We start from the raw sequence: 13,054 nt of genomic DNA, 5'->3' as shown, positions 1-13,054 counted from the left end.
TATCAGTGAAACACTCTATTGCGCCCGGTAGCGTTGCTCTATCCAATAGTCCAGACTGAACCAGCGGCCAGCCCCCTGGAAAAACAAAACCAGCAGCATCAGCAGATAGGTTACTCCCCACTCAATACCATTATTCGACACCACAAAGCTGTAACGTCCATCCGCCGTCAGCCAGGCATAGTTACCGTATTCCTGCAATATTTCACGCGCCCGCTCCAGACGGGTTAATGCCTCTGCAGTCGCGGCCGTAGCTCCCGGAGAATTCAGGTCCGCAATCGCCTGCCAACCATAATCCCAGTGCACGGTAAAAATAGCGACCAGCATGGTAATCATAAGAGGCACGGCAATATAACGGGTGCCAAGCCCAAGCAGCAGCAAAACCGCACCGCCCACTTCAGCAGCCGTCGCCAGAAAGGCCATCAGCCAGGGAAAAGGCAAACCTAACCCCCACTCATCATTGCCAAACCATTGAACCACATTATCGAAACCCGCCACTTTATTCATACCAGCGACCCAAAAAACAGCAGCCAGGTACAGGCGTAAAGCAAGAGGGGCCAGAAAATCAAAGGCGCGGGTTGAATTTAACCGGTCGTACTGCGCATCAAGAAAACTGACTAACGACATAACATATTCCTCAGGTTAATCCGCTTCGGTTGCAGCCTGAACGCCGGTAATTAATCCCTGCCCGGCCCATTGCTGCAGAATTGCCATGCCACCGGCAACTGCTGCCTCGCTGACACTGATTCCGGCCTGTTGCAGTAACGTGCAGACAGCGTCATAGCCACTGAGCGCTTGTTCTTTCAACAGAGCCAGTAATTGCAGAGTAAAAGGATTGGTTTCAATAAAACGGACCTGATCATCCGGTGCACGATAAACGATCAGCGCCGTTGCTTTCGCGTCAGGGGATGTATTCTGTAACGAAATTTCGTGCACCGGATATTGGTAGAGAAAGCCCTCAGCCACCCCCAATAAGGGAATGCCAGCGGCTAGGTTCTCTGCGCTTAATTCACTTGTCAGCCCGGAAGCATCATCAGCAACGGCAATATCCACTGCCAGCTCCAGCCACTCATAATGGGCCAGTTCATAAAAATAGTCAGGATCATCAGCCTCAGGCTGATAATGCGTTTCGAGATAGGTCAGGAATTCACGCGGAATTTCCAGAAAATAAGGACTCTGGGCGCGATAGCTGGCAAAAAAATCACGCGCCAAGGCCTGCCAGCGGGAATCACCCAACACTTCCGCACAGACCGGAAACGTCGTATCCAGAAAGCCTTTAATATTATTAAAAAACAGTTCACGGTAAACCGACAGGCGGCGCTCATCGATACTTCCGGGCGCGGCGACCACCTCCGGATTACGCAGATGAGCGGCAAATTCCCGCTGCTGTTTAAGGTGTTCATTATGCTCAGCCACTGACACGAACACCTCCACTGAGCAGAGAACCATTTTTTACAGCGCGCTCAGCGTCAGCCTGATACTGACGAATGACATCAAGTTCAGCCAGCAACTCAGCTACAGCGGGGAAATTAAAGTCCCGCTCCAGCAATGTCGGCTGTACACCGTGACAATCATAGGCATGTTGCAATAATGCCCAGACATCGGTTTTAACCGCGTTGCCATGGGTATCAACCAGCAGGTCATCGGCTTCATCGTAATGACCGGCAATATGCAGATAGCGGATACGCTGTGTTGGCATAGCCCGGATATATTGCAGCGCATCCTGCCCATGATTAATACTGTTCACATAAACATTATTAACATCCAGCAGCAGATCGCAGTCGGCCTTTTCCAGCACCGCACAGACAAAATCCTGCTCCGACATTTCTTTGCCGGGTTCAGCATAGGTCGACACATTTTCGATAATCAGACGCTGCCCGAGAATATCCTGCACCCGCATAATGCGCTCAGCGACATAATCAACCGCTGCTTCCGTCATCGGCACAGGCATCAGGTCATATAAATGCCCATCGTCACTGCAGTAGCTCAGGTGCTCGCTGTAAGCCTTAATGCCATGCTCCTGCATAAAGCTTTTGACCGAGCGGACCAGTGCTTCATCAAGCGCAGCCGGGCCACCCAGAGATAACGACAGGCCATGACAAAGAAAATCATAACGCTCGGTAAACTGACGCAATTGTTTGCCAAAACGGCCGCCAATCCCAATCCAGTTTTCCGGCGCAATTTCCATAAAATCAATGGCGGTATCCGGCACGTCGGCCAGCGGGCCCATCAGAGCCCGCCGCAACCCCAACCCGGCTCCGGCAACGAAGTGGGAGGTTGTTTTCATGTTTACTTGCTGCCGCCGCACTTACCTTCGCCGCATTTGCCTTCAGATCTGGTCTTATCGGCACCGCACTTGCCTTCAGACTTGGCCTTATCAGCACCGCATTTACCTTCGCCGCACTTGCCTTCAGATTTGGCCTTATCGGCACCACATTTACCTTCGCCGCACTTACCTTCGGCTTTGGTTTTCTCTGCACCACATTTACCTTCACCGCATTTGCCTTCACCACACTTTCCCTCATGGTGCGCAGCCAGTTTATAACCAGACTGCAATTCAGCAGACGCAAATGGATTTTCAGCCGCAGAGGCCACAGGAGCCTGAGCCAGTGCAGCGATGAAGGCAGTACCCAGTACAGCAGCAACGGGTTTCATTGTTTTTTTAGCCATGATGTAGTCCTGTTCAGAGATTAGGAACGTTTTTACCCACGCCTGATGACGCAGAGCTGACACATTAGTGCCCGGAAAAGGTAATTAATTCAACCCTTTTGCGGTGCACTTAACCTTAGTCGCAGGACCCACCCGCCTCTTACAGTCGGGAAGAAAAAAATCAGATATCACGGATTTCCAGCCAACGCTTCTGCAGTCGTTTCATCGATACCGGCTCTCGCGTACCCAGCGGCTGAGCAAACAACGATACCCGCCACTCTTCCAGCAGCCAGCCAAATTCCTGTAATTGCGGATGGTCATCGATATCAACACGCGCCAGTAATTCAAGATAAGGCGTTGCCAGCGCCTCATACTCAATCATCGACTGCCGGTCACGCGGCAGATTGCCCTGCAATTTATCGATGCGGTATTCCATCGCGCGTAAGTAACGGCTGTAGCATTGCAGCTGAACCCAGGGAGTACGGCTCATAAAACCGGAAGCCAGCAGCCGCTGCAGATGAGCTTTTACATCGCTGTAGGCCATCGCACGATCCAGGCTGACCGCACCACCAATACGCTTCAGAATGGTATGACGTAGCTGCAGCCACTCAATGTATTGCGCCAATAACCGTTCGCCGTGGGTAATCAGCTCAGCACGACGCTCCAGGCGGGCTTTATATTCAGCCTCAGTGTAAGGCAGCGCTTCATCCAGAGGCACAAACACCTGAATAAACGCAGCCTCAAGCAGGTCATTGGCAATATCAGCCTGACTGCCCAGACCTTTTGCCAGCAACCAGCGGCTGGCCATGGTTTTCTGAATATGGGCTTTCAGCATCCGCTCCTGTTCCGGCAGAGCGTTGCGGATCAGGCGGCTGACACCTGTGCGGTGTGCACGGCGGGCATCATTAATATTGGCTTCAACGGTTAATTCCAGCTGCTGACCATTAAGACGCAGGCACGGGAATGCACGCACCGGCAAACCATTCACCTGTGTCTGGATAGTCTCCGGTAAATCGGCAAAATCCCACTGGCTGATATCGCTGCGCTGATAATCCTGATGCGCCAGCGTCAGTACCTGCTGCTGACTGGCATCACTCAGCTGCGCTTTTAACGCCGCCAGATCGCGTCCCTGCGCCAGCAGCTTACCATCGGACATCACCCGGATATTCATGCGCAGATGCGGCGCTAACTCAACCTCCAGCAGCTGTGATAACTCCAGCGGCGGACGTTGGGTTTTATTAAGAAAATTCAGCAACTGAATATACAGACCACCCTGAGAGGCATCCGCCTGACGCAGAAAGGCTTCTACCGTATTCGGTACAGGTACAAAGTTTTTGCGCACCGCTTTGGGCAAACCCTTAATCAGCTGAGCGGCTTTTTCGCCAATAAAGCCAGGCACCAGCCACTCAACCTGGGCATCCGGAACCTGCTGCAGCATCGCCACCGGCACACTCAGGCTAACGCCATCATTATCAGTACCCGGGGCAAAGGTATAGCTGAGCGGAAAAGCCATGCCCTGCCATTCCAGTTCGGCCGGAAAATCTTTTGCACCAATACCCGCCGCATCCGCACTGAGTAATTGATCGCGGGTAAATTCGAGTGCTTTTTTCTCCGCCGCCGGGGCTTTTTCATACCAGCGTTCAAGGTGTCTGACCGACGGAATGTCCTGCGGTAAATGCCGGCGATAAAACTCCGCCTGCCAGGCATCGTCAATGACCAGATCACGGCGGCGGGATTTCTCTTCGTACTCAGTGACTTCTTTCAGCAGCGCAATATTTTTGCGGTAAAACGGCAGTTTGCTGCGCAACTGCTGCTCTACCAGACCTTCCTGAATAAAGACTTCCCGTGCTTCCTGCGGATGCGTTAACGCATAGTTAACCCGTTTGCGCGGATTAACGATCAAGCCGTATAACGTACTTTGTTCAAAAGCGGTTACCTGCCCACGCTGGGCATTCCAGTGCGGTTCAAAATACTGATATTTCAGCAGCGGCTTGCCGACCTGCTCTATCCACTGCGGTTCTATACGCGCCACCGTACGTGCATACAGTTTGCTGGTTTCAACCAGTTCGGCGGTCATCATCCACTTCGGCTTTTTCTTGTATTGCCCCGACGCCGGAAAAATAAACAATTTACGGTTACGGGCGCCCAGATATTCCTGCCCTTCCGATTTAAAACCAATCTGGCTGAGCATGCCGGCCAGCAAGGCTTTGTGTACGGCTTCGTAGCTGGCCGGCTCGGCGTTTTCTTTTAATTCCAGCTCTTTGCACAATACATGCAGCTGTCGGTGGGTATCGCGCCATTCACGCATGCGCATAAAAGACAGAAAATGCTTACTGCACCATTTACGCAACTGCGCCTGCGAGGTTTCCTGACGCTGTTCTTCGTAGGCAAACCATAAATTCACCAGACTGAGAAAATCGGATTCTTCATGCTGCCAGAGGCGGTGTTTTTCATCCGCAGCCTGTTGTTTTTCCGGTGGCCGCTCACGCGGGTCCTGCACGGTTAAAGCCGCTGCAATAATCAGCACCTCGCGCAATGATTGCTGCTGCTTTGCTTCGAGCAACATCCGGCCAATACGCGGATCAACCGGCAGACGCGCCATCTGTCGGCCCAGCGTTGTCATATTCCCGTCGGCATCAACGGCTTCAAGTTCCTGCAGCAGATTAAAACCGTCTTTAATAAAGCGCTCGTCGGGGGCATCGATAAAGGGGAAATCCTGCAGCCGGCCGAGTTTCAGATGCAGCATCTGCAAAATAACCGCAGCCAGATTTGTGCGCTGAATTTCCGGATCGGTAAATTCTGAGCGGGCAAGAAAATCGGCTTCTTCGTACAGACGGATACAGATACCCGGCGAAGTACGGCCACAACGACCGGCACGCTGATTGGCACTGGCCTGAGAAATAGCCTCAACCGGCAGCCGCTGCACTTTGCTGCGGTAACTGTAGCGACTGATGCGCGCCACGCCGGAGTCAATCACATAACGGATGCCCGGCACCGTCAGCGAGGTTTCTGCCACGTTGGTGGCCAGCACCACCCGCCGGCCACCGTGAGGCTTAAAGATTTTCTGCTGATCGGCACCGCTTAAGCGCGCATAGAGCGGCAGAATTTCAGTCGCCGGTAGTTGTGCGCGGCGTAAAAATTCGGCGCACTCGCGAATTTCCCGTTCGCCTGGCATAAAAATCAGCACATCACCATGCTGACCGGATTTTTTATCTTCTTCGCGCAGTTCAGCCAGCGCTTCAGCCACGCCTTCAAACAGCGTGCGGTCATCCGCGTCCTCTTCATCCCGTAATAACGAGCGGTATCGGACTTCAACCGGAAAAGTACGCCCGGATACTTCAATCACCGGAGCGGCTTTACCACTGGCATCGGCAAAGTGCTGAGCGAAACGGTCAACATCAATGGTGGCCGAGGTAATAATAATTTTCAGATCCGGACGCTGCGGCAGCAGTTGCTTTAAATAGCCGAGCAAAAAATCAATATTCAGACTGCGCTCGTGCGCTTCGTCGATAATGATGGCGTCGTATTCATTGAGAAAACGGTCGTGCTGGGTTTGCGCCAGCAAAATACCATCGGTCATCAGCTTTACCCGGCTGGCATCGACGCTCTGGTCGGTAAAGCGCACCTGATAACCGACCTGCTGACCAAGCTCGCAACCCAGTTCTTCAGCAATTCGCTGAGCAACCGCACGCGCAGCCAAGCGCCGTGGCTGGGTATGAGCAATCCGCCCCTGACGGCCAAAACCGGCTTCCAGACAGATTTTAGGTAATTGCGTGGTTTTGCCGGAACCGGTTTCACCGGCGACTACCACCACCTGATGATCACGCAGTGCCGTGAGAATCTCGTCACGCTTGCCGCTGACCGGCAGCTCTTCCGGATAGGCAATACGTAAAGGCTGAGAGCGCAACGCTACCGTCTGCTGGCTGCGCTGAATGCGCTGCAGCAGTTTTTCCAGCTGCGCCTGGGTACCGGCATCATCCGGCGAGCGCTTCTTTAACTGCTGCACACTGCGGCGCATGCCGTGCTGATCTTTCAGCAAACATTGGTCAATGGCTTTATGCAGGGCTGCCCAGTCGGCAGTAAAAGCGTCGGCGCTCACAGGGATCTCCACTTTTGTTAACACGCAGGTCCGGCAGTAAATTCGCCGGCTCCACCAATAAAAACGCCCCGTATCCGAAAATACAGGGCGTCTTTATTAAGACCTACACAACTCAGTTGTGCTTGGCCAGCTCCGCATCACGCAGTTCGCGACGCAGGATTTTGCCGACGTTGGTCTTCGGCAGTTCGTCACGGAACTCAATGTGACGCGGTACTTTATAAGCGGTCAGACGCTCGCGGCACCAGTCTTTTACTTCTGCTGCAGTCAGGTTTTCGTTTTTGGAAACGATAAACACTTTAACCGCTTCAGAGCTCTTAGGATCCGGAATACCGATGGCAGCGGCTTCAACGATGTCCGGGTGAGATACCAGTACATCTTCCACTTCGTTCGGGTAAACGTTGAAACCAGAGACAATGATCATGTCTTTTTTACGGTCAACGATCTTCATGTAGCCGTCATCTGTGATCACCGCCATATCGCCGGTTTTCAGCCAGCCATCTTCGGTGATGGTTTCGGCGGTCGCTTCCGGACGCTGCCAGTAACCTTTCATTACCTGCGGGCCTTTAACGCAGAGCTCGCCCGGCTCACCCAGAGGTAATTCATTACCGTCTTCGTCGATCACTTTACAGTTAGTACCAGCAACCGGCATACCGATGGTACCCAGTTTGATGTGGCCTGGCGGATTGAAAGAAACAACCGGAGACGTTTCAGTCATACCGAAGCCTTCAGCAATTTCACAACCGGTAACGCTCTGCCACTGGTCTGCCGCATCTTTGGTCAGCGCCATACCACCGGAGATGGTCAGCTTCAGTTTGCTGAAGTTCAGGGCACGGAAAGCTTCCTGACCACACAGCGCAACGAACAGGGTATTCAGACCCACAAAACCACTGAACTCAGCACCCTGCAGGGTTTTGATAAAGCCCGGAATATCACGCGGGTTAGGAATCAGGATCGAGTGGTTACCGGTTTCCAGCAGCACCATACAATGCACAGTAAAGGCATAGATGTGGTACAGCGGCAGCGGTGCGATAACGGTTTCTTTACCTTCTTCCAGCACCATAGTGAACAGACCATGACACTGCATCATGTTCGACATCAGGTTGCGGTGAGTCAGCATTGCACCTTTGGCAACGCCGGTTGTACCACCGGTGTACTGCAGAACAGCCACATCGTTACGGTCAACTTTAACTGCGGTGAAGCTCTTTCCTGCACCCGCTTTTAACGCACTGCGCAGAGCAACGGCACCCGGAATGTTAAAGGCAGGAACTTCTTTTTTAACATGCTTGAGAACGGTATTGATCAGCACACGCTTAACCGTGCCGTGCATATCACCCACATTGGTGACGATCACGTGTTTGATGCCAGTGTTTGGCAACACGCGCTCCGCTTTGTCAGCCATATTGGCCAGAACCACCAGAGCCTTGGCACCAGAATCGTTAAACTGGTGTTCCATCTCGCGTTCGGTATACAGCGGATTGGTATTAACCACCACCATACCGGCACGCATAGCACCGAATACAACAATCGGATATTGCAGAATGTTCGGCAGCTGCACTGCGATACGGTCACCGGCCTGCAGGCTGGTTTCATTCTGCAGGTAGGCAGCAAAGGCGGCGCTCTGCTTATTCAGTTCGGCATAGGTCAGGGTTTGTCCCAGACAGGTAAACGCCGGACGATCAGCAAAACGTTCTACGAAACTGTTAAAAATTTCGACTAAAGATTCGTGCTTATCCGGGTCAATCGTACTTGGATACCCTTCCGGATAACGCTCCTGGAAAAACTGCTCGTTCATACCGCCTCCTGATAACCCTGAATTATCGTTATGTGCAGGGTTTTGTGAAATTTTGAATTGGCCGGATTCAGGCTCCCCAGTAGAAATACCGGCCAAAAAAGCAGCCGGAGTTTACCTGTTTTCTCACATCGCGGCAAAAGTCGCTCCGTAGCTATTTACAATTTGACACATAACGGAGAAGGTATCAGCGCCGCCTGATACGGCTGGTTAACTCTCGCCAGAACAGTGACTAAATAATGAACAAAATAACTATATCTGCCGCCGATCACTCCACCTTCGAGGCGCGCCTGTGGGCACATTCCTCTCCCGTTGCCACCATCCATCTGATGCACGGCATGGCAGAACACTGCGACCGCTACATTCCACTGGCCGAATTCCTGCATCAGGCCGGTTATCAGGTGGTTACCCATAATCACCGCGGCCATGGTGAGCGCCGCCCGCGCGGCCACTACGCCGATGCAGATGCCGCCGGCATGGGCGGCTGGGAACTGTTGATGGACGATATCCTGCGGGTGCAGCAAGCCGTCTGCGGTTCAGAACCACGCATCCTGTTTGGCCATTCAATGGGATCCTTTATTGCGCAGGGCTTCGCCATCCGGCATGGCGACCTGTTATCCGGCCTGATTCTCTCCGGCTCCAATCATCAGTCGTCCGCCCTGTTTCATCTGGGGCGCAGCGTCGCCAGCCTGCTGAAGCTGCGTCAGGGGCAACAACACCTGTCTGGCGTAATGGATGCCCTGTCCTTTGGCGCATTCAATAAAGCGTTCCGCCCTAACCGTACCGATTTTGACTGGCTGAGCCGCGACAACGAACAGGTTGACCGTTATCTGGCCGATGCCGCCTGCGGACATCTGTGCAGCCTGCAATTATGGACTGACTTATTCGGTGGTCTGATTGAAATCGGCAAGGCCGATAATCTGCGCAAAATCCCGGCGCATTTACCTGTCTATCTTTTTGGCGGTGATCGCGACCCTGTTGGTCAGATGGGTAAAGGTGTTCCGGCATTAAAAGCCTTTCTGGAAAAGACAGGTCATGACAATGTCAGCCTGCGGCTGTACCCTGAAGGCCGGCATGAAATGCTGAACGAAACCAATGCTGATGAGGTGTTTCAGGATATTCTGAACTGGCTCAAAGCGCTGCCGCTGTAATCAGCGGCGCACACACTCAACTTGTTGTAACTAACCCGGAAACTGTATGGAAACAATTACCAATCGTCCGTTTGATGAAATTACTGTCGGAGACAGCTGTCAGCGCAAGCACATAGTGACTTCACAGGATCTTATTCTGTTTGCCGCGGCCTCAGGTGATCACAACCCTGTGCATCTGGATGCCGAATATGCCGCCACCACAATGTTTAAAGGGCAGATTGCCCACGGCATGTTCACCGGGGCATTAATTTCAGCAGCACTGGCGATGGATTTACCTGGTCCGGGAACCATTTATCTCGGTCAGAATTTATCCTTCCGCAAACCGGTGATGATTGGCGATGAATTAACGGTGGAATTAACCGTCAGCAGCAAACACGACAGCAAGCCGGTTGTAACCCTTGACTGCAAGGTCAGCAATCAGAACGGCAAAGTGGTGGCCAGCGGTGAAGCCAGCGTGATGGCACCAACCGAAAAAATGACCATCAAAGCTCCCAAACTGCCGGAAATCCGTATCGGTGGTTGAGAGTGTGCTGTCGTTAATCCGGAACGATACGAACCGGAAAGAATAAAAAAGGCCGCAAATGCGGCCTTTTTTATTGGTTGCGCCCTGCCATTAAGGCATAAAGCGGATCGGAAATTCGACCGTGGTTACATCTATACCCGGACGATTTTCGAACTGCATCTGACGACACTTCATTTCCAGTCGCTTATGCAGACCAGCATCGTTCAGCTCGCTCTTGAGCACCGAACAGGTTGATACAGTACCATTGGGCTGCACATCCATTTTCAGTGTCACAGAACCTGCCAGCGCCGGATTCTTACGCAGAGCGCCGCGGTACAAACGGTCAAACTGCACTTTGTACTGCTCGAACACCAGACGCAATTCTTCCTGCGAACGGGTCGTAGCAGCCGCTGCAGCCTCCTCCTGTTCTGCCGTCATTTCCACCGCCGTCACCTGACGATCACTCAGGTTTTCACCGACCGTCGCATTGGTTAAGGATGCAACATCAACACCACCGGAAGTCCGTGTTGCGGCGTTACGATCAACCACAGTACCGACACTGGTCGCTTTATTGCCGGCATTACTCAGCCCCTTGCTGGAGGTGTTTAATGCAGCAATCGGCACCTGATTGCGGATGCTGTTAAGCGCTGACAAGGCATCGTTACCAAAATTCTTTTTGGCCGTTTCTTTGGCTTGCTCACGCTTTTCCTTCGTCGCTTCTACCTTCGGCTTGGGCTTGGGTTTCGGAACCGGTTTCGGCTTTGGTGGTTCCGGTTTCGGCTCAGGCTTAGGCTCCGGTTTTGGTTCGGGCTTAGGCTCCGGTTTCTTTTCTTCCACTTTGGGCGGCAGCGGTTTTGGCTTGGGCTTTTCAAGCTTTTTACGCTCAATCACCTTGGCCAGCTGCGGCGGTAATTTCTCCAGATCCTTACGGTCTTTTTCCGGCAGATCAACAGACGGAATAACCACACCCAGCACCATGACCACTGCCAGCAAAACAATCAGAATAGGCAGAAAGCGCTGACGGTCGCCGTTGTCGGTCCAGGGCAGTTGTGGTGCGCGATAATAAACGGTCATCAGGCACCTCCCGCAGCGGGTGGTTTCTGATTAACAGCCAGCGAAATATTATTGAATTCCGCTTTCGCGCAGGTATTCATCACCTTTTTCAGCAGCGCATAAGGAATGTCCTTGTCACCCATAATGGTGACCGGCCGCCCCTGGGCTTTCTGTTCATCCGGCAGCGGAGAGCGCGAAGCCAGATAATCCAGTTCTTTTTTCAGTTCGGCAATTTCTTCGCCGCTGATTTTACTGGCCGCAGCAGTACTGATGACCGCACGCCCCTGAACCAGAATATCGTCTTTGCTCACCAGAACCGTGATGTTCTCATTCGGCTTGTTATCCGCCAGCGAGGCCGGTAACTGAATGGCATCACTGCTCTGCACTTCCACTTCGGACTGGTTCACCATCAGGAAGAAAACCAGAATGGTGAAAATATCCATCAGTGCCGTCAGATTCAGGCCGCTTTTATTGGCATTACGCTTATGATTGCGCTGCATACGCTTCGCACGACGCGACATTTTCATGGTGTCACCTCCGCGCCCGGCGCATCGCCCAGAGAAATCTCCGGGAATAACGTCGCATCAACCAGTGAAGCACCAATAACCGCCGGGTAAATGCGTACGCTGTCCATCACGGTAATCAGCGTCTGGTAATCGACATCGGCTTCCGACAGCAGACTGATGTCTTTTTTATCTTCAAAGCCCGGATTCTTTTTAATATCCACGAGCGCAGAAGACAGACCACTGTAATCGTAATCTCCGTCTTTTTTCGGCAGTGTCGCAAGCGATTCAGATTTTTCCTGATAGGTTCGGGTAATTTCAAACCCCTGCTTACGGACAATCACTTCGAGCGAAACATCCTCAGGATTCACAGCCCCCGGCTGATCTCCCAATGGCAACTTAAGATCGAGTACTGCCAGCTGTGAGAACACCATGTTCATCAACAGCACTGGTACCAGTACGATCATCAGATTCATAAAGGATGTAACGTTGAGCTCCGCCTCTTCTTGTATTCGTCTTTGGCGTCTCATCAGAAATTACATCTCAGTTGCTGTTTGCTGGAGTTTGACCTGGCTTACGCTCGGTGATGATGTTGAGGAACTTAACCCCGGCCATCTCAATACTGTCGACAATTTCGTTGGTTTTGGATTGCAGGTAGCTGTGCAGCAGAATTAACGGAATCGCTGCCATCAGACCGAATGCCGTGGTGTTCATCGCGACAGAAATACTCTGCGACAACAGTGCGGCTTTTTCTGCAGGCGCTGCATTGGCAACCGCGGTAAAGGCTGCGATCAGACCCATAATGGTACCCAGCAGTCCCATCAGCGTGGCAATGTTGGCCAGGGTGGCTACGTATTGGGTGCGTTTTTCCAGCTGTGGAATGGCTTCCATCAGACCTTCTTCCAGCGCATATTCAATTTCTTCACGACGCTGACTGCCTGGAATACGGGCAATAGCAGCAGAGAAAATATCACCGATTTTGGTTTCTGAACTGGTGGCATAGCTCAGCGCACCGCGCAGGTCGCGTTTTTGCAGCATAGGCAGCAGTTCTTCAAAGGCGCGGCGGTTGCTGGATTTTTCTTTCATCAGCACCAGCAGACGCTCAAAAGCAATGGCCAGACCAATCGCCATAATGATGGCAATCGGGTACATAAAAGTACCGCCTTCCTGAAAAAAACGTACGATGGTATCCATAGTTACTTCCCCTGGTTTGTAGTTTTTAGCTTATTAATTGTTATTGGCCGGTCTTATGCCGCAGCCTTCCGGGTCTTTCCCATTACTGACGATTTAACCATTAAACCGCTCAGCAAA

General features: G+C 52.4%; 12 protein-coding genes. 2 read left to right on the top strand and 10 right to left on the bottom strand.

All coding sequences use genetic code 11. From position 1 onward, the window contains the following. Nucleotides 1-15: 15 nt before the first annotated feature. The 6 genes from HUF19_RS08380 to HUF19_RS08355 all read right to left on the bottom strand — a co-directional run bounded on the left by HUF19_RS08380 (nt 16) and on the right by HUF19_RS08355 (nt 8,537). On the bottom strand, nt 16-624 hold the full coding sequence (locus tag HUF19_RS08380; protein ID WP_260999359.1) for an HvfX family Cu-binding RiPP maturation protein: 609 nt from the start codon (nt 622-624) through the stop codon (nt 16-18). 15 nt (nt 625-639) lie between these two features. Beyond that, a complete protein-coding gene (locus HUF19_RS08375) occupies nt 640-1,413 on the bottom strand; it encodes an HvfC family RiPP maturation protein (protein ID WP_260999358.1) in 774 nt (257 codons plus the stop codon). After that, the gene (locus HUF19_RS08370; RefSeq protein ID WP_260999357.1) at nt 1,406-2,284 is read right to left on the bottom strand and encodes an HvfB family MNIO-type RiPP peptide maturase; all 879 of its coding nucleotides are present in this window, start codon (nt 2,282-2,284) and stop codon (nt 1,406-1,408) included. Before HUF19_RS08370 ends, HUF19_RS08375 begins: the two co-directional genes overlap by 8 nt. Nucleotides 2,285-2,286: 2 nt before the next feature. Then, a complete protein-coding gene (locus tag HUF19_RS08365) occupies nt 2,287-2,667 on the bottom strand; it encodes an HvfA family oxazolone/thioamide-modified RiPP metallophore (RefSeq protein WP_260999356.1) in 381 nt (126 codons plus the stop codon). Between the two features lie 160 nt (nt 2,668-2,827). Further along, nucleotides 2,828-6,745, bottom strand: coding sequence for an ATP-dependent RNA helicase HrpA (gene hrpA, locus HUF19_RS08360; RefSeq protein WP_260999355.1), 3,918 nt, complete (start codon nt 6,743-6,745; stop codon nt 2,828-2,830). A gap of 112 nt (nt 6,746-6,857) precedes the next feature. Then, complete coding sequence (locus tag HUF19_RS08355) at nt 6,858-8,537, bottom strand: AMP-binding protein (RefSeq protein ID WP_260999354.1); 1,680 nt, start codon at nt 8,535-8,537, stop codon at nt 6,858-6,860. A 236-nt stretch (nt 8,538-8,773) separates the two neighbouring features. Here HUF19_RS08355 and HUF19_RS08350 point away from each other — a divergent pair, with 236 nt between their 5' ends. Together HUF19_RS08350 and HUF19_RS08345 are read left to right on the top strand one after the other, a co-directional pair. Next, a complete protein-coding gene (locus tag HUF19_RS08350; RefSeq protein WP_260999353.1) occupies nt 8,774-9,685 on the top strand; it encodes an alpha/beta fold hydrolase in 912 nt (303 codons plus the stop codon). Nucleotides 9,686-9,731: 46 nt separating this feature from the next. Then, on the top strand, nt 9,732-10,208 hold the full coding sequence (locus HUF19_RS08345; protein WP_260999352.1) for a MaoC/PaaZ C-terminal domain-containing protein: 477 nt from the start codon (nt 9,732-9,734) through the stop codon (nt 10,206-10,208). 90 nt (nt 10,209-10,298) lie between these two features. On the opposite strand, the gene HUF19_RS08340 is transcribed toward HUF19_RS08345, so the two are convergent. From HUF19_RS08340 to HUF19_RS08325, 4 genes are all read right to left on the bottom strand, one after another. Next, nucleotides 10,299-11,261, bottom strand: coding sequence for an AgmX/PglI C-terminal domain-containing protein (locus HUF19_RS08340; RefSeq protein ID WP_260999351.1), 963 nt, complete (start codon nt 11,259-11,261; stop codon nt 10,299-10,301). Beyond that, nucleotides 11,261-11,767: an ExbD/TolR family protein gene (locus tag HUF19_RS08335; RefSeq protein ID WP_260999350.1), complete on the bottom strand. Its 507-nt coding sequence runs from the start codon at nt 11,765-11,767 to the stop codon at nt 11,261-11,263. Before HUF19_RS08335 ends, HUF19_RS08340 begins: the two co-directional genes overlap by 1 nt. Continuing rightward, nucleotides 11,764-12,219 carry a biopolymer transporter ExbD gene (locus HUF19_RS08330; RefSeq protein WP_260999349.1) on the bottom strand — a complete coding sequence of 152 codons (456 nt, stop codon included), beginning with the start codon at nt 12,217-12,219 and terminating at the stop codon, nt 11,764-11,766. The genes HUF19_RS08335 and HUF19_RS08330 overlap by 4 nt, the downstream gene beginning before the upstream one ends. Nucleotides 12,220-12,286: 67 nt before the next feature. Continuing rightward, nucleotides 12,287-12,937: a MotA/TolQ/ExbB proton channel family protein gene (locus HUF19_RS08325; protein ID WP_260999348.1), complete on the bottom strand. Its 651-nt coding sequence runs from the start codon at nt 12,935-12,937 to the stop codon at nt 12,287-12,289. Between the last annotated feature and the right edge of the window lie 117 nt (nt 12,938-13,054).

This window comes from Thalassolituus hydrocarboniclasticus, assembly GCF_025345565.1.
GTDB lineage: Bacteria > Pseudomonadota > Gammaproteobacteria > Pseudomonadales > Oceanobacteraceae > Venatoribacter > Venatoribacter hydrocarboniclasticus.
The sequence above is the reverse complement of the archived record's forward strand: the minus strand, read 5'-3'. Positions and strand labels throughout refer to the sequence as shown.